Origin of the sequence: Klebsiella sp. D5A, assembly GCF_001620885.1 — a bacterium.
Classification (GTDB): domain Bacteria; phylum Pseudomonadota; class Gammaproteobacteria; order Enterobacterales; family Enterobacteriaceae; genus Klebsiella; species Klebsiella variicola.
Map to the genome: position 1 here is coordinate 34,532 of NZ_LOAR01000010.1, position 19,298 is coordinate 53,829.

General features: G+C 58.3%; 20 protein-coding genes. 10 read left to right on the top strand and 10 right to left on the bottom strand.

Annotated elements, in window-relative coordinates:
- Nucleotides 1-43: 43 nt before the first annotated feature.
- From AS136_RS15810 to urtE, 7 genes are all read left to right on the top strand, one after another.
- Nucleotides 44-442, top strand: coding sequence for a rhodanese-like domain-containing protein (locus AS136_RS15810; RefSeq protein ID WP_023297584.1), 399 nt, complete (start codon nt 44-46; stop codon nt 440-442).
- Nucleotides 443-590: 148 nt separating this feature from the next.
- Nucleotides 591-1,694, top strand: coding sequence for a cobalamin-independent methionine synthase II family protein (locus AS136_RS15815; RefSeq protein WP_063266841.1), 1,104 nt, complete (start codon nt 591-593; stop codon nt 1,692-1,694).
- A 170-nt stretch (nt 1,695-1,864) separates the two neighbouring features.
- Nucleotides 1,865-3,136 carry an urea ABC transporter substrate-binding protein gene (urtA, locus tag AS136_RS15820; protein ID WP_012968272.1) on the top strand — a complete coding sequence of 424 codons (1,272 nt, stop codon included), beginning with the start codon at nt 1,865-1,867 and terminating at the stop codon, nt 3,134-3,136.
- Nucleotides 3,137-3,197: 61 nt separating this feature from the next.
- The gene (gene urtB, locus AS136_RS15825) at nt 3,198-4,772 is read left to right on the top strand and encodes an urea ABC transporter permease subunit UrtB (RefSeq protein ID WP_016160987.1); all 1,575 of its coding nucleotides are present in this window, start codon (nt 3,198-3,200) and stop codon (nt 4,770-4,772) included.
- Nucleotides 4,772-5,845: an urea ABC transporter permease subunit UrtC gene (urtC, locus tag AS136_RS15830; protein ID WP_008804969.1), complete on the top strand. Its 1,074-nt coding sequence runs from the start codon at nt 4,772-4,774 to the stop codon at nt 5,843-5,845. Before urtB ends, urtC begins: the two co-directional genes overlap by 1 nt.
- Nucleotides 5,845-6,642 (top strand): urea ABC transporter ATP-binding protein UrtD, encoded by a 798-nt coding sequence (urtD, locus tag AS136_RS15835; RefSeq protein WP_002904321.1) that lies wholly within the window; start codon nt 5,845-5,847, stop codon nt 6,640-6,642. Before urtC ends, urtD begins: the two co-directional genes overlap by 1 nt.
- 9 nt (nt 6,643-6,651) lie before the next feature.
- Nucleotides 6,652-7,350 carry an urea ABC transporter ATP-binding subunit UrtE gene (urtE, locus tag AS136_RS15840; RefSeq protein ID WP_023322580.1) on the top strand — a complete coding sequence of 233 codons (699 nt, stop codon included), beginning with the start codon at nt 6,652-6,654 and terminating at the stop codon, nt 7,348-7,350.
- A gap of 35 nt (nt 7,351-7,385) precedes the next feature.
- Here urtE and AS136_RS15845 read toward each other — a convergent pair whose 3' ends face one another.
- Both AS136_RS15845 and ydeE read right to left on the bottom strand, forming a co-directional pair.
- A complete protein-coding gene (locus AS136_RS15845; RefSeq protein ID WP_012541779.1) occupies nt 7,386-7,868 on the bottom strand; it encodes a helix-turn-helix domain-containing protein in 483 nt (160 codons plus the stop codon).
- Nucleotides 7,869-7,997: 129 nt separating this feature from the next.
- Nucleotides 7,998-9,191 (bottom strand): efflux MFS transporter YdeE, encoded by a 1,194-nt coding sequence (gene ydeE / locus AS136_RS15850; RefSeq protein ID WP_012541778.1) that lies wholly within the window; start codon nt 9,189-9,191, stop codon nt 7,998-8,000.
- A 194-nt stretch (nt 9,192-9,385) separates the two neighbouring features.
- Here ydeE and eamA point away from each other — a divergent pair, with 194 nt between their 5' ends.
- A complete protein-coding gene (eamA, locus tag AS136_RS15855) occupies nt 9,386-10,285 on the top strand; it encodes an O-acetylserine/cysteine exporter (protein WP_008804965.1) in 900 nt (299 codons plus the stop codon).
- A gap of 45 nt (nt 10,286-10,330) precedes the next feature.
- Here the strand turns inward: eamA and marB are convergent, their stop codons facing one another.
- Genes marB through marR form a run of 3 tightly spaced genes read right to left on the bottom strand, consistent with a single transcriptional unit; the run spans nt 10,331 to nt 11,418 of the window.
- Nucleotides 10,331-10,549 (bottom strand): multiple antibiotic resistance protein MarB, encoded by a 219-nt coding sequence (gene marB / locus AS136_RS15860; RefSeq protein ID WP_008804964.1) that lies wholly within the window; start codon nt 10,547-10,549, stop codon nt 10,331-10,333.
- Nucleotides 10,550-10,589: 40 nt separating this feature from the next.
- Nucleotides 10,590-10,964 (bottom strand): MDR efflux pump AcrAB transcriptional activator MarA, encoded by a 375-nt coding sequence (marA, locus tag AS136_RS15865; protein WP_002904397.1) that lies wholly within the window; start codon nt 10,962-10,964, stop codon nt 10,590-10,592.
- Nucleotides 10,965-10,983: 19 nt separating this feature from the next.
- On the bottom strand, nt 10,984-11,418 hold the full coding sequence (gene marR, locus AS136_RS15870) for a multiple antibiotic resistance transcriptional regulator MarR (RefSeq protein ID WP_008804963.1): 435 nt from the start codon (nt 11,416-11,418) through the stop codon (nt 10,984-10,986).
- A 261-nt stretch (nt 11,419-11,679) separates the two neighbouring features.
- Between marR and AS136_RS15875 the strand changes: the two genes are divergently transcribed.
- The gene (locus AS136_RS15875) at nt 11,680-12,348 is read left to right on the top strand and encodes a MarC family NAAT transporter (protein ID WP_002904403.1); all 669 of its coding nucleotides are present in this window, start codon (nt 11,680-11,682) and stop codon (nt 12,346-12,348) included.
- Between the two features lie 70 nt (nt 12,349-12,418).
- On the opposite strand, the gene AS136_RS15880 is transcribed toward AS136_RS15875, so the two are convergent.
- Nucleotides 12,419-13,618, bottom strand: coding sequence for a sugar transporter (locus AS136_RS15880; protein ID WP_008804962.1), 1,200 nt, complete (start codon nt 13,616-13,618; stop codon nt 12,419-12,421).
- A gap of 201 nt (nt 13,619-13,819) precedes the next feature.
- On the opposite strand from AS136_RS15880, the gene AS136_RS15885 reads away from it, so the two are divergent.
- On the top strand, nt 13,820-14,614 hold the full coding sequence (locus AS136_RS15885; protein WP_023322583.1) for a PhzF family phenazine biosynthesis protein: 795 nt from the start codon (nt 13,820-13,822) through the stop codon (nt 14,612-14,614).
- A gap of 45 nt (nt 14,615-14,659) precedes the next feature.
- On the opposite strand, the gene AS136_RS15890 is transcribed toward AS136_RS15885, so the two are convergent.
- The 4 genes from AS136_RS15890 to AS136_RS15905 all read right to left on the bottom strand — a co-directional run bounded on the left by AS136_RS15890 (nt 14,660) and on the right by AS136_RS15905 (nt 19,125).
- Complete coding sequence (locus AS136_RS15890) at nt 14,660-15,979, bottom strand: MFS transporter (protein ID WP_023322584.1); 1,320 nt, start codon at nt 15,977-15,979, stop codon at nt 14,660-14,662.
- Between the two features lie 63 nt (nt 15,980-16,042).
- On the bottom strand, nt 16,043-16,993 hold the full coding sequence (locus tag AS136_RS15895) for a phosphoglycerate dehydrogenase (RefSeq protein ID WP_023322585.1): 951 nt from the start codon (nt 16,991-16,993) through the stop codon (nt 16,043-16,045).
- Between the two features lie 85 nt (nt 16,994-17,078).
- Nucleotides 17,079-17,963: a dihydrodipicolinate synthase family protein gene (locus AS136_RS15900; RefSeq protein ID WP_023313144.1), complete on the bottom strand. Its 885-nt coding sequence runs from the start codon at nt 17,961-17,963 to the stop codon at nt 17,079-17,081.
- 13 nt (nt 17,964-17,976) lie between these two features.
- Complete coding sequence (locus AS136_RS15905; protein WP_012541772.1) at nt 17,977-19,125, bottom strand: iron-containing alcohol dehydrogenase; 1,149 nt, start codon at nt 19,123-19,125, stop codon at nt 17,977-17,979.
- Nucleotides 19,126-19,298: the final 173 nt, after the last annotated feature.

The window sequence follows — 19,298 nt, forward strand, 5'->3', positions numbered from 1 at the left end:
GGCGTCAGTAAAGTAGTGTTATCACAGACAAGGAGAAGACGCCATGAGTGTAGTAACCCAATTTCCCCCTGCCACCTCCGCTGAGGCTATCCGCTGGTTCCGCCATAAGTTGCATCTTGAGACCGACTGCGCCGATGTGCACAGCGCCCAGCGTGCCGGCGAGGTCGACTTTGTCCTGCTGCACGTGGTCGGCAGCGAGGAAGCCTTCGCCAGACGTCACTTGCCAGGCGCGCAGCATCTCCCGCACAGCCAGATCACCGCCGAGCGAATGGCCGCCTGGCCGGCGGAGACCCTCTTTGTGGTCTACTGCGCCGGGCCGCACTGCAACGGTGCTGACGTTGCCGCGCTGAAGCTGGCTGAGCTCGGGCGGCCGGTGAAAATGATGCTCGGCGGACTCACCGGCTGGGAAGATGAGGGCTATGCGTTTGTTTCCGGTAAATGAAAATATTTCATGTACCATGAATTATTCTCGTTTGCGACCCACCACTCTGCATGCCAGTATCTGGACATATAGCCATCCAGAAGTCTAAAAATTCAAATAATGAACTATCACGGTGGGCAACTAACGCGCCCACCGCTAAGGAGACAGCATGCAACGTCAACAGGCCCCGTTCCGCGCAGACATCGTCGGCAGTTTTTTGCGCCCGGACAGCATTAAAAAGGCGCGTCAGCAGCTGGCTGAGGGGATTATCGACGCCGGTCAGCTACGCGAGATTGAGAATAACGCGATCCGTCATCTGGTTCAGCAGCAATGCGACTGCGGCCTGCATGTGGTCACCGACGGTGAGTTTCGGCGCGCATGGTGGCATTTCGATTTCTTCGATGGCCTGCAGGGCGTTGAACGTTACGATGCCGAGCAGGGGATCCAGTTTAACGGCGTGCAGACCAAAGCGCACGGCGTTCGCGTCACCGGTAAGCTGGCGTTTGGCGACCACCCGATGCTGGATGACTTCCGCTATCTGAAAAGCATCAGCGGCGACGCGCAGCCGAAGATGACCATTCCCAGCCCGAGCGTGCTGCACTTCCGCGGCGGGCGGAAAGATATTGATGCCACCGTTTACCCGGATCTTAGCGACTACTTCGACGATCTGGCCACCACCTGGCGCGACGCGATCCGCGCGTTTTATGACGCCGGCTGCCGCTATCTGCAGCTGGACGATACCGTGTGGGCCTACCTGTGCTCCGATGCCCAGCGTCAGCAGGTACGCGAGCGCGGCGACGATCCGGATGCGCTGGCGCGCATTTATGCCCGGGTGCTGAACCAGGCGCTGGAAGGTAAGCCGGCCGATCTGACGGTGGGCCTGCACGTCTGTCGGGGTAACTTCCGTTCAACCTGGATCTCGGAAGGCGGTTACGAGCCGGTGGCCGAGGTGCTGTTTGGCGGCGTCAATGTCGATGCCTTCTTCCTTGAGTACGACAACGACCGCTCCGGGGATTTCGCGCCGCTGCGCTTTATTCGTCCTGGCCATCAGCAGGTGGTTCTCGGACTGATCACCACCAAAAATGGCGAGCTGGAGAATCCGCAGGGGGTGAAAGCGCGTCTCGCTGAGGCCGCGCAGTATGTGCCGCTCGAGCAGATTTGCCTGAGTCCACAGTGCGGTTTCGCCTCTACGGAAGAGGGCAATGCCCTCAGCGAAGACCAGCAGTGGCAAAAAGTCCGACTGGTGACGTCGATCGCCGCCGACGTCTGGTAATAACTTTCTTAGCGCAGCGTTGCACCGTGATGAGGCAACGCTGCCGTCCCCACCGTCTCCGCCGCCCACCTGTCCCGCATCCTGCTGTTTTCACAACCTGGCACCGTTTTTGCCTTATCACCTCTGGTTAGCTGTTAATTCTTTATTTTTGCGCTACTCAGGAGTGAATCATGCAACGTAGAACGTTATTAAAAGCTTTTGCACTCTCCGCCTCTGTAATGGCTATGGGTCTTTCATTCCAGGCCTATGCCGCCGACACCATCAAAGTCGGGATCATGCATTCGCTCTCGGGAACGATGGCGATTTCCGAAACGCCGCTGAAGGACGTCGCGCTGATGGCCATCGACGACATCAACGCCAAAGGCGGGGTACTGGGCAAGAAGCTGGAGCCGGTGGTGGTCGACCCGGCCTCCAACTGGCCGCTGTTTGCCGAGAAGGCGCGCCAGCTGCTGGCCCAGGATAAAGTGGCGGTGGTGTTTGGCTGCTGGACATCGGTCTCACGTAAATCGGTGCTGCCGGTGTTTGAGGAGCTGAACGGCCTGCTGTTCTACCCGGTGCAGTATGAAGGGGAAGAGATGTCCCCCAACGTCTTCTATACTGGCGCGGCGCCTAACCAGCAGGCTATCCCGGCAGTGGAATACCTGCTAAGTGAGGATGGCGGCGGCGCCAAACGTTTCTTCCTGCTGGGGACGGACTACGTCTATCCGCGCACCACCAACAAGATCCTCCGCGCCTTCCTGCATGCCAAAGGGATCCAGGACAAAGATATCGAGGAGGTCTACACCCCGTTCGGCTACAGCGATTACCAGACCATCGTCGCCAATATCAAAAAATTCTCCGCCGGTGGCAAAACGGCAGTGGTCTCCACCATCAATGGCGATTCCAACGTGCCGTTCTACAAAGAGCTGGCTAACCAGGGTCTGAAAGCGACCGATGTGCCGGTGGTGGCCTTCTCGGTGGGGGAAGAGGAGCTGCGCGGCATCGATACCAAACCGCTGGTCGGCAACCTCGCGGCATGGAACTACTTTGAGTCCGTCGATAATCCGACCAACAAAGCCTTCGTCGCCGACTATCGCGCGTACGCCAAAGCGCACAAGCTGCCGAATGCCGATACGGTGGTGACCAACGATCCGATGGAAGCGACCTGGGTGGGTCTGCATATGTGGGCGCAGGCGGTGACCAAAGCGGGCACCACCGATGTCGATAAAGTGCGCGAGGCGATGGCCGGGCAGACCTTCAACGCGCCATCCGGTTTTACCCTGACCATGGATGCCACTAACCATCATCTGCATAAGCCGGTGATGATCGGTGAAATTGAAGGTAACGGTCAGTTCAACGTGGTCTGGCAGACCGATAAACCCGTTCGCGCGCAGCCGTGGAGTCCGTGGATCCCCGGTAACGATAAGAAACCTGACCATCCGGTGAAAACCGTCAGCCAGTAAGCGCCAGGGCCGACGGGGCTGGAGCATAGCGCCCGTCGGCTGCTGACCAGAGGAGAACGACATGAACGCATTGCGTCTCATGAGTGTGTTGGCGCTACTGCTGATCCTGCTGCCGTGGCGGGCGCAGGCCGCGGAGGCGGACGACTTTGTTGCCGCCAGCCGCAGCCAGCAGGCGCAGCTGTTGACCCAGTGGGCGGCAGCGCCGCAGGCGGATCGTCTGCCGCTGCTGCGGGCGTTGACCACCGAGAGCCTGGTGATGGACGACGGAAAACATGCTTTCCGCACCCGACAGGGCGGATTACAGCCATTGGGCGCTGCCGCCGCGCCGCAGGGCGAAACCCGACCGGTCCGTCTGACCAACCGGCTACGCAATCTGGCTGCCGGCGCGCTGGCCAGCCACCTTATATTAAGTGACAACGTCACGGAGAGAGCTTCCGCCGCGCGCACGCTTCAGCGGGAAGCGACCCCGGCCATGGCCGCGCTGCTGCAACAGCGGCTGCAGGCAGAAACCGATGAAAATGTGCGGGGCCTGCTGGAGGTGGCGCTGGCGCGCCTGCAGCTCACTCAGCCTGAGGCCAGCGCGCGGCTGGCCGCCGTGACGCTGCTTGGCCATTCCGCGGACCCGGAAACCCAGGCGCTGCTGATCCCCTTTACCGATGCCCAGCATGAGCCGGATGCGGCGGTGCGCGAGGCGGCCAGCGACAGCCTGCAAAAGATCAAACATCGTCTGCTGCTCGGCGATCTGCTGGGCCAGGCCTTTATGGGGCTGTCGCTGGGATCGGTGCTGTTGCTGGCCGCGCTGGGGCTGGCGATCACCTATGGCCTGCTGGGGGTGATTAACATGGCCCACGGTGAGATGTTAATGATCGGCGCCTACAGCTGCTGGCTGGTACAGCAGGCGCTGGCGCAGCTCGCGCCGCAATGGCTGGCCTTTTATCCGCTGGTCGCGCTGCCGGTGGCGTTTCTGGTGACCGCCGGGATCGGCATGGCGCTGGAGCGCACCATTATTCGTCATCTGTATGGTCGGCCGCTGGAAACGCTGCTCGCCACCTGGGGGATCAGCCTGATGCTTATCCAGCTGGTGAGGATGCTGTTTGGCGCGCAGAACGTGGAGGTGGCAAACCCGGCCTGGCTCTCCGGCGGCGTTCAGGTCCTGCCGAACCTGATCCTGCCGTGGAATCGGCTGGCGGTGCTGGCGTTCGTCCTGCTGGTGCTGTGTTTTACCTGGCTCATCCTGAACCGTACCCGTCTGGGGATGAACGTCCGCGCCGTGACGCAGAACCGGGCGATGGCCGCCTGCTGCGGCGTGCCTACCGGGCGGGTGGATATGCTGGCTTTTGGCCTCGGCTCCGGTATTGCCGGGCTGGGCGGCGTGGCGCTGTCGCAGCTTGGCAACGTCGGGCCTGAACTGGGTCAGGGATACATCATCGACTCGTTTCTGGTAGTGGTGCTGGGCGGCGTCGGCCAGCTGGCCGGCAGCGTGGCGGCGGCCTTTGGGCTGGGCATTTTCAACAAAATTCTCGAACCCCAAATGGGCGCGGTGCTGGGCAAAATCCTGATCCTGGTGATGATTATTCTGTTTATTCAGAAACGCCCGCAGGGTCTGTTCGCGCTGAAAGGGAGGGTTATTGACTGATGAGCCAACCAATCACCTTAACGCTGGCGCAGCGCGCGCCGCGGCCTCTGCGCTGGTTGGGGATCCTGCTGGTGCTGGGGCTGCTGAGTATGCCATTCCTGGCGCTGCTGCCGGCCTCGCATCCGCTGGCGGTGCCGAGCTGGCTGCTGACGCTGAGCGGCAAAATCCTCTGCTACGCCATTGTGGCGGTGGCGCTGGATCTGGTCTGGGGCTATGCGGGCATGCTGTCGCTGGGGCACGGGATCTTCTTTGCCCTCGGCGGGTACGCCATGGGGATGTACCTGATGCGCCAGGCGGCGGGCGACGGTCTGCCGGCGTTTATGTCTTTTCTCTCCTGGAGCGAGCTGCCCTGGTTCTGGTGGGGCACGCAGCATTTCGCCTGGGCGATGGCGCTGGTGGTGCTGGTTCCCGGTCTGCTGGCCCTGGTTTTCGGCTGGTTTGCCTTTCGCTCGAAGATCAAAGGGGTCTATTTCTCGATCATGACCCAGGCCCTGACCTATGCCGGTATGCTGCTGTTCTTTCGCAACGAGACCGGGTTTGGCGGCAACAACGGCTTCACCGGTTTTACCACGCTGCTGGGTTTTCCGGTCACCGCCACCGGCACCCGCGCCACCCTGTTTATGGCCACGGTTTTGCTGCTGTTGCTGACCCTGTGGCTGGGCTCGGCGCTGGCGCAGAGTAAGTTTGGCCGGATCCTCACCGCGGTACGTGACGCCGAAAACCGGCTGATGTTCTGCGGGTACGACCCGCGCGGCTTCAAGCTGCTGGTATGGACGCTGTCGGCGGTGCTCTGCGGTCTGGCGGGGGCGTTATATGTCCCGCAGGTCGGGATCATCAATCCCAGCGAAATGTCGCCGACCAACTCCATCGAGGCCGCCATCTGGGTCGCGCTCGGCGGGCGCGGCACCCTGATCGGCCCGGTGCTTGGCGCCGGGCTGGTCAACGGCGCGAAAAGCATTTTCACCGTGGCGATGCCAGAGTACTGGCAGCTGTTTCTGGGCCTCATCTTCATCATCGTGACCCTGTTTTTACCCCGCGGAGTGATGGGCCTGCTGCGTCGAGGAGACCGCTAATGCAACCGGATGAAGGACTGTTTACCCGTCAGCTGCCCGGCGATCGCTTTCGCGAACAAACCGATCCGGTGCTGCAGCTGGAGAATATCAACGTCAGCTTTGACGGTTTCCGGGCGCTGACGGATCTGTCGCTGGCGATAGGCGTCGGCGAACTGCGCTGCGTGATCGGCCCCAACGGGGCGGGCAAGACTACCCTGATGGACGTGATCACCGGCAAGACCCGGCCGCAAAGCGGCAAAGCGCTCTATGACCAGTCGGTGGATCTGACCACTCTTGACCCGGTGGCCATCGCCCGCCAGGGCATCGGGCGCAAGTTTCAGAAGCCGACGGTCTTCGAAGCGCTGACGGTGGCGGAAAATCTCGCCCTGGCGATGAAGGGAGATAAATCGGTGTGGGCCAGCCTGCGCGCCCGGCTGAGCAGCGAACAGGACGATCGGCTGAATGAGGTACTGCGCCTGCTGCGTCTCGACGGCGAGCGCTACCGCCAGGCCGGTCTGCTGTCCCATGGCCAGAAACAGTTCCTTGAGATCGGCATGCTGCTGGTGCAGGAGCCGCATCTGCTGCTGCTTGATGAGCCGGCGGCCGGCATGACCGATGCGGAAACGGAGTATACGGCGGAGCTGTTTCGTACCCTGGCTGGACAGCACTCCCTGATGGTGGTGGAGCACGACATGGGATTTGTCGAGACCATCGCCGACCGGGTGACGGTCCTGCATCAGGGCCAGGTGCTGGCGGAGGGATCGCTGCGGGAGGTGCAGGCCAATGAGCAGGTCATTGAAGTTTATCTGGGACGTTAAGGAGCGCCAATGTTACAGGTGAGTCAGCTACATCAATACTACGGCGGCAGCCATATTTTGCGTGGGGTGGATTTTTCCGCCCGTCAGGGCGAAGTCACCTGCCTGCTGGGGCGCAATGGCGTCGGTAAGACCACGCTGCTGAAATGCCTGATGGGGCTGATCCCGGCGCGCAGCGGTGAGGTACGCTGGCAGGAGCAGAACATCACCCATCGCAAACCGCACCAGCGGGTGCAGGCCGGGGTCGCCTACGTTCCCCAGGGGCGCGAGATATTTCCGCGCCTGACGGTGGAAGAAAACCTGCTGATGGGGCTGTCGCGCTTTCCCGCCCGCGAAGCGCAGCAGGTGCCGGAGGAGATCTACCAGCTTTTCCCGGTGCTCAAGACCATGAAGCAGCGGCGGGGCGGTGACTTATCCGGCGGTCAACAGCAACAGCTGGCGATTGGCCGCGCGCTGGCCAGCCGTCCGCAGCTGCTGATCCTTGATGAACCCACCGAGGGGATCCAGCCCTCCGTCATCAAAGAGATTGGCGAGGTGATCCGCCAGCTGGCGAGCCGGGGGGATATGGCGATCCTGCTGGTGGAACAGTTCTATGACTTTGCCGCCGGGCTGGCGGACCACTACCTGGTGATGTCGCGCGGCGCCATCGTCCAGCAGGGCAAGGGCAGTGATATGGAGAGCGACGGCGTGCGCGCCATGGTGACCATCTGACCAGGCCGGCGGCGTGCGCGCCGCCGGTTTGCGGGCTATTTGCGCAACAGCCGCTGCAGGCGCGCCTGGCGCCAGTTTTTGATCCATTCGCCGAACACGAACAGGCGTAATCCTCTCACCACCAGCAGGGCGCCCCAGATCAGGGCGACCCAGCCGGACCAGTAGTACTGTGGATTAGTGAAGCGGTTAAGCACCGCCAGCAGCACGCAAACCACCAGCGCCACCGACAGCGAACGGAAAAAGCGGCTCTCCTGATGCACCCGCGCTTTGGCTTCCTCTATGCGCAGATCCAGCGAGGCTTCCGGGCCCGGCGCACCCTCCCGCGAGGCTTCGCCGCCGATCTCGGCCACCGTGACCTCAAAGACCGCGGCGAGGGCGCTGAGGGTCTCCAGCCCCGGGCGTTCGCCATTCTCAATACGCTGGATCGTGCGGACGCTGAGACCCGCCATTTCGGCCAGCTGCTCCTGGGACCAGGCGCGCTGTAGCCGTAATTGTTTGACCTGATTGTTGCTGTTCATATTCGTATGCTCCATGACGTTCTGCGGATGTAAACCTGTGATGGAGTATGGTGAACCGGGCCGCCAGCCACCACGACAGCGACCCGACAACGGCCCGACATCAACCCGACAGCCGCATGCCAGCTGGCGTCAGGCGTTGGCAAGCGGACAATCCGGCTGCCAGGGACGGGCATTCATCCCGCGGAAAATCATCAGCCAGGCGGCGACAATCGCCACGATAAGAATGACAAAAAGCGACCAGTGCGGCAGATGGGTGAGGATCATCCCGGTGAACATCGGGTTGAATGCCGCGCCCAGCCACCCCAGCGACTGGGCGGAGAAGTAGCTGGCCTTCATCCCCGGCGGGGCAATATGGTCAATCAGCATATACTCCCCGGGGGCATAAATCACTTCCCCGAGGGTGAAGATCGCCGCCGAGATCCCCCACGCCCACAGGCTGGCGCCAGAGAACATAAAGCCCACGAGGCCGATAACAAAGCAGACGGTGCCGAAGGTCATCAGCGGGCGAATATTTCTGGCGCTCAGCCGCCGGCCAACCGCGTACTGCAGAGCAACCACCACCGCGGCGTTAACCGGCAGCACCACGGCCACCACTTTCTCGGCGAAGTCACTGCTGGCGACCACCAGCACATACTGCGAGAGACAGGAGGCGAAAGCGCCGCTGACGAAGGAGGCCAGCAGCCCGGAACAGGTAAACCACAGCAGCGCCCGGTCATGCAGCAACACCGAGGGAGACCAGGCGACAGCGCCCGGCTGGGCCACGGCCACCTCCCGCTGGAGAAACAGCTGAATAAACACCAATGGAAAGGCGGCGCAGGCGGCCGCCAGCCAGAACGGCAAATTGATGCTGTGCATCACCAGCAGCGTGCCGATGGGCGGCCCGACGGTCCAGCCGATATTGAGGATGGTATAGTTCAGCGAGAAGATACGCGCTTTTTTCTCCGGCGTCAGTCGGTCGGCGAACCAGGCTTTTAGCACGGTGGAAAACACCGAGTAGGCGCAGTTGATCAACGCAAAGAAGATCACCACCAGGATAGCGTTATTGACCAGCGGTATCGCGCTAAATCCCAGAATAAACACCAGCACTGACCACACCATATAGCGCTTTTTGTCGAACTTATCCGCGAGGATGCCAAAGCCCATGCTGAACAGCACGCCGACCACCAGCGCCAGCGACAGCGCGTAGCCAATCACATCGACATCCAGCTGATAACGTCGGGTGAGGTAGATAGTCATAAACGGCAGTGTGGCCCCGCGGCCAATAGTTAACAGTAACGACGATGCCAGCAGCGCGATGGTGGAGCGCCTGAGAGTGGTGATCATGATTTCCTTGCCTGTCATGTTGTTATAATTTTATGTCTTCGATCACAAATAACACGCTCATTACGCCTTGTACAGGTCAGCCCGGTCGCCGGGCGCACTTCCTGGCCTGCCAAAAATAATGATCTATCCCGACGGCCGCTTTTTGGTTACTTTGATTTTGTTCACAAAAATTCTAATAACGACAGAGGCAGGGTATGACGAGGAAAGATGGACTGCTGGCGCTGCTGGTAGTGGTGGTGTGGGGGCTTAACTTTGTGGTGATTAAGCTGGGATTACACAATATGCCGCCGCTGATGCTGGCGGGGCTGCGCTTTATGTTGGTCGCCTTCCCGGCGCTGCTGTTTGTGTCCCGGCCTGCCATCCCGCTGCGCCTGCTGCTGGGTTATGGCCTGACCATTAGCTTTGGTCAGTTTGCCTTTCTGTTCTGCGCTATCGGCCTGGGTATGCCTGCCGGGCTGGCATCGCTGGTGCTGCAGGCGCAAGCCTTCTTCACCATCATTCTCGGCGCCTTCGTCTTTGGCGAACGTCTGCAGGGCAAGCAGCTGGCGGGGATCGCCCTGGCGATCTTTGGCGTGCTGGTGCTGGTGGAGGGCAGCCTTGGCGGGGAGCATGTGCCGCTGGTGGGCTTTATGCTGACCCTGGCGGCGGCGCTCAGCTGGGCCTGCGGTAATATCTTCAACAAGAAAATCATGTCGCATGCCGCCCGGCCGCCCATTATGTCGCTGGTGGTGTGGAGCGCGTTGATCCCGGTGCTGCCGTTTATGCTGGCCTCATGGCTGATTGATGGCCCGCAGACCATGCTGGCGAGCCTGCAACACATCGATCTGCTGACGATACTGTCGCTGCTCTATCTGGCGTTTATCGCCACTATCGTCGGCTATGGTATCTGGGGATCGCTGCTGGGGCGCTATGAGACCTGGCGGGTGGCGCCGCTGTCGCTGCTGGTGCCGGTGGTGGGGATGGCCAGCGCTGCGCTGTTGCTGGGGGAGACGCTGAGCGGACTGCAGCTCACCGGGGCGGTACTGATTATGGCCGGGCTCTATATTAACGTCTTCGGCTTACGTCTGGTGCGGCCGGGTATGGCGCGCGGATAAAAAAAGCCCCGAAGAAGGGGCTACACAATTATGCGTGTAATGGCATCACAGGTCGTGCTGCTGGTAGTACGGCACGCCCAGTTCGTCGGATTTATCACTGCCAGCCGCCATATGATTGAAATCAAATGGCGAATCGTTATGTTCCGAAGGGATAATCATTGTATCACGCTGGTTTTGACGCACCGGCGTGGTGTTTTGCTCCGCATAGCTGAGGCTGGAGACCAGCGACAGGAGTACGATAGCTGCGGCAGCGAATAGTTTCATGATTTCCTCAATACGTCTTTGATAATACAGGCGATTAACATCAGTTATTTAGCGGATGCAGATAGCGGGATTCGCCAGGTACATTCGTTATGCGATACTTGTGGGGCGGAACATCGAAATAGTTCTTGAACGTTCGCGTCAGGGTCTGCTGCGACTCGAAACCGTAGCGTTCCGCCAGGTACAAAATGGGCTCATTGCTCTGCTTGAGCTTTTGCGCAATCTCCGTCAGCTTGCGGCTGCGGATGTACTGGCCGAGGGAATGGCCGGTCTCTTTCTTAAACATACGTTGCAGGTGCCACTTGGAGTAACCTGAACGCTCAGACACTTTTTCCAGCGACAGGGGCGATTCCAGGTTATCCTCGATCCACGACAAAATACTATGGATAGTGATGGCGTCATTATTACGTCTGGACATCATCTTACCTCTTCTTATTTTACGGCAGGACCTTCTTGAGTAGTTGCTCAAGCGCGACGACTTCGTCCGCCGACAGATTTTTTGTTAACTCCTGGTGTAACTTCTGACCCACAACCTGATGACACTGCTCGCAAAGGGCTGCGCCGTCCGGTGTCAACTGCACCAGCACGCCGCGCTTGTCAGCGGGGTTGGGTAACCGTTCAATCCAGCCTTTGCACGCCAGGCGGTCGAGCATACGCGTCATCGCGCCCGGGTCGACGGAAAGCACGGTTTTCAGCTCAACGGGGGTAATACATACCTCGCAACGAATGGAACAGAGCACGCGAAACTGGGTCGCGGTAATATCCATGGGTGAGAGGTAGTCGTTGAGCAGGCGATCTTTTTTCTGGTTAACCATCTGGATCAAGCGGCCCAACGGGATCATTTCATTAAACAGGTCGCTGGTACTTTTCATGATGGTTGCCCAGGCAAGTAATTAGTTGCAGGTGATACTATTGCCCAGGCAATCATAAGTCAACATTATGAATTGGCCGATGCCACGATTTGCTAAAATAAAAAAATCTGACGTGGGTCACTGTTTGTGGTTTTGCTAACGCTTGTTAATTTTTAGCGGAAGTGGTTTATCAGCAGGCTGGCGGCGAAAGTGTCGAAGCCGGTATACTCACGGAACGAAACAATACTTAAAAAATGAATATTAACGGGACTTTAATTAACTATGTTCGATTTGTTTAAAGCAATAGGGCTTGGCCTGGCGGTGCTTTTACCGCTGGCAAACCCACTCACAACCGTGGCGCTGTTCCTCGGCCTGGCGGGCAATATGAACAACGCCGAGCGGAACAAGCAGGCGTTGATGGCATCGGTGTATGTGTTCGCCATTCTGATGGTGTCGTGGTATGCCGGTCAGGTGGTGATGAATACATTCGGCATATCAATACCTGGGCTGCGTATCGCCGGGGGATTGATTGTGGCCTTTATCGGTTTCCGCATGCTGTTCCCCCAGCAAAAAGCCCACGATTCGATGGAAGCGAAGATCAAATCGGAAGAACTGCAGGATGAACCGACCGCCAATATCGCCTTTGTGCCGCTGGCGATGCCAAGCACCGCCGGTCCGGGAACCATCGCGATGATTATTAGCTCCGCCTCGACCGTTAAGCACGGCGTGGACTTCCCGGAGTGGGTGGTACTGGCGGCGCCGCCGATCATCTTTTTGCTGTTAGGGGTGATTCTGTGGGCTTGTCTGCGCAGTTCCGGCGCGATTATGCGTCTGGTAGGCAAAGGCGGCATCGAGGCCATTTCGCGGCTGATGGGCTTCCTGCTGGTCTGTATGGGCGTGCAGTTTATTATTAATGGCGTGCTGGAGATCATTTCGACCTGGCACCCCTGATCGCCCCGGATGGGATGAGAGACAACAGCCTGCCGGTAGCCATGCCGGCAGGCTTTTTTATCGCGGTAACTCAGGAGTGGTGCGGTTGATGGTCTTCCAGCGATACCGGCCAGCGGCGGAAGATCATCAGAGACCATACCAGCGCGGCCAGCGCCGGGATGGCACCGATGTAGCCGATGGAAGCCATCGACAGATGCAGACTCACCTGGCTGCCCACCAGCGCGCCAGCGCCAATACCAATATTAAAGATGCCCGAGAACAGGGACATGGCGACGTCGGTGGCATCCGGCGCGGAAGCCAGCACTTTTACCTGCATACCGAGGCCGATAATCATGATCGCCACGCCCCAGAAGATACTGAGCAGCATCAGATGATGTGCATTGTCCGAGGCAGGCAGGAGCAACAGCAGGCAGGCCAGCAGCAGGCCGATAGCGATGCTGATCAGCCCGGAAGCGTGCTGGTTGCCGAGCTTACCGAACAGAATGCTGCCGATAATACCGGCCCCGCCGAGGATCAACAGCAGCACGGTAGCAAAGTTGCCGCTCAGGCCCGCCACCGTCTGGACAAAGGGCTCGATATAGCTGTAGGCGGTATAGTGGGCGGTCACCACCACCACGGTCAGAATATAAACGCTGACCAGCGCCGGGCGGCGGAACAGCACCGGCAGGCTTTTCAGCGAGCCAGAATGTTCGCTCGGTAGCGTCGGCAGCAGTTTTACCAGACAGGCAAGGGTGGCTAACGCGCCGAGGCCAATCGCCAGGAAGGTCATTCGCCAGCCAAAATACTGGCCGATGATGCGGCCAATCGGAATACCGAACACCATCGCCAGGGCTGTACCGGTGGCGATCAGGCTCAGCGCCTGCGCCCGTTTGCCAGGCGGCGCCATACGGATGGCCAGCGCTGAGGTAATCGACCAGAAAACCGCATGCGCAAAAGCGATGCCAATGCGGCTAATCACCAGGACGTCAAAACTCCACGCAAAAAACGACAGAACGTGGCTGGCAATAAACAGAATAAACAGGCCGATGAGCAGCCGCCGGCGCTCCATTTTGCTGGTCAGCAGCATAAACGGCAGCGACATCAGCGCCACCACCCACGCATAAATGGTGAGCATCATGCCCACCTGGGCGGTTTCCATGCCGAAGCTGCCGGCAATATCGGACAGCAGACCGACAGGGGCGAATTCTGTGGTGTTAAAAATAAACGCGGCGATGGCCAACGTCACGACACGTAGCCACGCTACCTTGCGTGAGACCGTATTCGTAGTCATAAGCTCTGGACGGGTGATTCAAGGGAAGATGTGACGGTGATCTTAAAACGATTACTGGCGAAAAGACAATCATTTTGTGATCTGCATCTCATTTCGCTGCAAGTGGCTGGCCGCGGTTAAGCAATTAATTTTGCTATGGATAGTGTCAGGGGAGCGCTTTTATGTCATGTTGAAGGAAAGTAAAAAAAGTAAGGACAGTGTATGCAGGAAATTCAATTTTATCTGGTCGATGCCTTCAGCGATAAAAACTTTGGCGGTAATGCCGCGGCCGTTTGCCCGCTCAGCGAGTGGTTAGCGGACGATGTATTGCTGAAAATGGCCCAACAGCATAACCAGTCCGAAACGGCGTTTTTCGTCCACACCGACGAAGGCTATGAGCTGCGCTGGTTTACCACGCTGGGCGAGATCAACCTCTGCGGCCACGCCACCCTGGCGACGGCGCATGTTATTTTCGAGTATCTTGACCATCCCTCGGCGACGATTACCTTCAGCACCCGTTTTGTCGGTGAACTGCGGGTGACCCGCAGCGGCGACTGGCTGACGCTCGACTTCCCGGCGTGGACGACCACCCCGGTGGACAACCCGCCGGCGGATCTGCTGGCCGGACTGGGGCTTGAGTCTGCCGTCGAGGTGCGGGAAGGACGTGATTATCTGGTCGTGCTGGCGGATCGCCAGCAGGTTGAAGCGGTGCAGACCGATATGGCACGTCTGCAGAAGCTCGGCAAAATGATCTGCGTCAGCGCGCCGGATGAGGAGTATGACTTTGTCAGCCGCTTCTTCTGCCCGGGAGAAGGGGTGCCAGAGGATCCGGTGACCGGCTCCGCCCACAGCATGCTGATCCCCTGGTGGGGCGAAAAGCTGGGGAAAACCACCATGATGGCGCGCCAGGTCTCCGCCCGCGGCGGCGACCTGCGCTGCCAGTGGCAGGGCGACAGGGTGCTGATTGGCGGCCAGGCCACCACCTATCTGCGCGGAACGGTTTACCTGCGAGGGTAACATTGTGTTTACGCCCGGTGGCATCCTCTACCGGGCGGATGGTTTTTAATGTTGTTCTGCGGTACTCAGGACGGAGGCTTTTTCTCCTTTGTCATTGATAGGTTCGATTTTACCCATCAGGAACAGGTAGTTGATTATCCCGATAACCACCAGAATGGCCGAGAAAATCAGTGCCCAGTTGAATGATCCTGTCGCAGCAACGATCGCCCCGGTAATGATAGGTCCTACCGCTCCTCCCATATTCGAAACTGTATTTTGCAGCCCAGCGACAATTGAGACGCTGTTTTTAGGGGCGACATCACCCGGTAAGGCCCAAACCTGTGATGCGGCTACCGTAGTGCCTGATTTGGCAACACACAAGAGAAAGACGGTCATGAAAACCGAGTCGGTAAATGATGCAAAACCGATGCAAAGTGCCATGAGTAAGCCGATGGTCAAAAACAGTTTACGGGTCGCTGTTAGAGACAGTATTTTCTTATGTACCAGGCGATCTGAGGCCCAGCCAGCAAAAACTTCAATCACCATTCCACATAATAAAGGCAGAGCGGCTACCATCCCCATTTTAATAAAATCCATACCTTTCTCTTTTACCAGGTAAGTGGGAAGCCAGGTAATGAAAAAATAGGACGTATAATTGATGGTGAAAAAGCCGATGCACATTGCCCAAATGTTACGATAACGCAAGAGCTTATACCATTTCATTGGCAATACGGTTTTGTCGCCGTGATGTTGTTTTTGGCCATCGCGAATAATCCGCACTTCCGAAGGACTGATGCGTTTATGTTCTTCTGGGTTTTCAGCATAGATAAAATACCAGGCGATAACCCATAAAATGCCCACACTGCCGATGATCAGAAAGGTCAGTCGCCAGTCAAAGGTGTAGATCATCCAGACGATAAGCGGCATGGCAACGGCACCGCCAAATTTAGACGCGCTGTCGAACAGGCCGGATACCGTCGCGCGCTCTTTGTCCGGAAACCAGCGTGCGGCGATCCCTGCGTTGCTGGGGTAGGCGGCGGCCTCGCCAACACCTAAAGCCAGACGCAAGGCGAGAAGTGATTTAAATCCCGTGGCAACCCCCATCATCGAGGTGGCGATTGACCACCAGGCAACGGCTAGACCAAGACCTTTTTTCTGTCCAAAACGATCGGCGAACCACCCCGCGGGGATCTGTAATAACGAATATGACCAAAAAAAAGCAGCCATGATAAACCCCATCATTTCGGGGTCGAGCTTCAGTTCATCAATTAAATGAGGGGCGGCGGCAGATAATACTGTCCGGTCGATATAGTTAATGGCAATAGCCAACCACATTAATCCGGCTATCCACCAGCGAATACGAGTAGTGTTAGCTGTCGTGTTCATATATTCGGCTCTGAGTAGATGTTCGATATATTGGTGGGAATGACGTGCTTCCCACCTCGTTATTTACAGCGAATTCATAATGTTTTCAGGTCGTTCACCGCGACAGACGCAGGTAATAATATTGTTGACGCAGCGCGCGCTGATATTGCTTATTGCACCATCCGTATATCCAGCAATGTGAGATGTTGGCGCAAAATTTGCCAGGGTAAACAAAGGGTGCTTAGCGCACGGCTCCTCGAGAAAAACGTCAGCTGCGGCTCCGGAGAGGTGTCCTGATTTCAGTGCTTCATACAACGCTTGTTCATCAACGATACCGCCTCTGGAAACATTAATGAGGATTGCCCCTGATTTCATCTGCTGTAGCCGGGCGGCATTAAACATATTTTCAGTTTCCGGGGTTAACGGCGTATGCAGACTAATAAAATCACTTTGCGCCGTCAGGGTATCCAGTGAAACATATTCAACCTGATGCTCCTGAGCAAATTCTCTGTCCGGCCAGGCGTCGGTGGCCAGCACTCGCATATTGAATCCGCGCGCACGTCGCGCCACTTCCTTGCCGATATGGCCTAAACCGACGATCCCCAGGGTTTTGCCATAAACATCAGTGGCAAAAATACGAGGCCAGTTGCCTGCTTTCGTTTCACTGATTGCCTGAGAAATCTGGCGGGCAGTATTGAGAATTAAACCAAAAGCAAAATCGGCCACCGCATGCTTATTGGCATCCGGAACGTTAGTGACAAAAATATTGCGCTGACGTGTCGCGTTAAGATCGATGTTATCCACACCAACGCCGTGTTTGCAGACAATTTTAAGCCTGGGAGCTTTTTCCAGCAGAGATTCATTGATGTCGGTAAAGGCGACAATCATCGCTATGGTATCAGGCAGATGCTGAGCCAGCATCTCTATAGAGGCATCGGCAGGCAACATGACCAGTTCCAGATCGGCCTCTTTCAGTGCCGAAATGGGCGCGTCGTCGTATTTGGCGAATGAGGGCGAGGTGCAAATTACTTTCATAACCGTTTCCTGTTTACTGGCGACAATGAGCGTCGCAAATACAAGACCTTGCCCCAGCCAGTGATGGCCGGGGCGGATACGTAAATTAGTGAAGGTAGGTATTAATGATATTTTTAATCTGCTGCAGCTGTTGGTCACTGAACTGCACCGCGTAGCGGCTGTCGCCCACCTCATGACCCATCAGTTGCAGGGCTTTTTTCACTGCCGCGGGTGAGAACGCCACCTTATACAGATCGGTGCGCAGCCCCGTCACGCGCTCCTGCGCCTGGCGCGATCCGGCGATATCTCCGGCGTGAAACAGCGACCAGATCGCGTTGATTTCAGCGGGGGCGACGTTGGCAAGCCCTGAGATGCAGGCCGAACAGCCGTCGACATACCCCTGATGGATAAGGGAGTCCGGCCCGTTCAGAACGTCGAAACCGTCAATGTCGCGTACCGCGTCAAGAAAGCCTTTCAGGCTATCGTAGCTGCCGGCGCTGTCCTTAATGCCGACGATATTCTCGTGTCGGGCCAGCTGGCGTGCCGTCTCCGGAGCAATGGTGTTCCCGGTGCGGGCGGGAATGTTATAAAGAAAAAGCGGGACGCTCAGCGCGTCGGCGATCGCCGTATAGTGGTTAATCAGCTCTTCCTGCTTCAAGGGTACGAACCACGGGGTAATGGCCGATACCGCGTCAACCCCGAGGCGGGCGATCTGCTGGCCCAGCCGGCGAGTCTCACGGGTGGAAATCTCCCCGATATGCGCTACCACCGGCGCGCGTCCGGCGGCTTCTTCCACGCAGGTTCTGGCGACGGCGATCTTCTCCTCCTCATTGAGGACAAAAAACTCGCCATTGGTGCCGCCGCAGAAAATCCCGTTGCCTGCGGCGAGCTGGCGCTGCACCTGCTGGCGTAGCGCTGGCAGGTTAAGGGCTCCCTCGGCGGTAAAAGGGGTGACGATGGCGGTGAGTACGCCGCTAATGGCTCTCCTCATTTTCTTTCTCCTGTTAGGCATGTTCTGGAAACAGCGTTTGATAGATAGCCGCAATCTCTTCGCGGCTGACGCTGCAGGGGGCGTTGTTCATCAGGCGCTTGACGTTTTGCGCCGCTGCGCTGAGAGCAGGGATGCTCTCCCTGGGCACGCCGAGCGCGGCAAGGTTGTCCGGCAGGGGCAGTCGTTTCACCAGCGCCGCCAGCCACGCGACCAGCGCATGGGATTTCTCTTCCTCACTGAGCGTGCGATCTGCGTCGGGGATCAGATCCCAGACCTGAGCGAATTTTGCCACCGCGTGGGGGCGGACCACCCGCATGCAGGGCGCCAGCAGAATGGCGTTAGCCACCCCGTGCGGCAGGTGCCAGGTACCGCCAAGCGGATAGGAGAGCGCATGCACCAGATGGGTGCCGGCATGGTTGATCGCCGCGCCGCCGTACCACGAGGCCCAGAGCATCTCCAGCTTCGCCGTCAGATCCTGCGGCTGATCCACCGAGCGTTCGATATGCCGCACCAGCTTGTGTAAACCGATTAACGCCGCGTTGTCGCTCACCGGATTGGCGACGGTGGAGGTAAAGCACTCCAGCAGATGACACAGGGCATCGATGCCGGTCGACGCCGCGATGCTGGCCGGCATGCTGGTGGTCAGCTCCGGCAGCAGGGCGACATAGTCCGGCAGCAGCACCGGGGAGATGATCCCCACTTTGGTCTGCTGCTCGGGGATCGCCAGAATGGCGTTCGGCGTCGCTTCGGAGCCGGTGCCGGCGGTGGCCGGGATCAACAATGAGCTAATCCGTCGTTGCGGCAACTCGCCTGCCAGCATGGCCGTCAGAGAGGGCGCCTCAGTATGCAGGAGCACCGAGAGCAGTTTCGCCACATCCAGTACGCTCCCCCCGCCGATGCCCACGATCATCTGGGGCTGACTGGCGCCCAGTTGGCTGACAATCTGCGCCACATCGTGATGGCTGGGCTCTGCCGGTACTGTGTCAATGACCTCAACCTTACGCCCTTCGGCCGCCAGCAGGCGATGGATCGCCTGGGTCGCTTCCAGCGCGCCAACGTTCTGGTCGGTCACCAGCAGGATGCGGGTTTTACCTGACAACAGCGGGAGCAGGGCCGTTGAGGCGCCCGCCCCGCTGATGATTGTGCTGTGTATCGTCGCCACGCGTTTCTCCTTGGTAGTAATTGATTGAATTCAATCATTCATGAATCGTGTCACTCGTCTGGTGGGGAAAAGTTATAATTTATACGGCAGTTTAATAACTTGAGCTTGCTCGCATTTAATCAAATATGATTGAATATAATCAGTTTCAGATTTTCATCGACCACAAGGCAGAA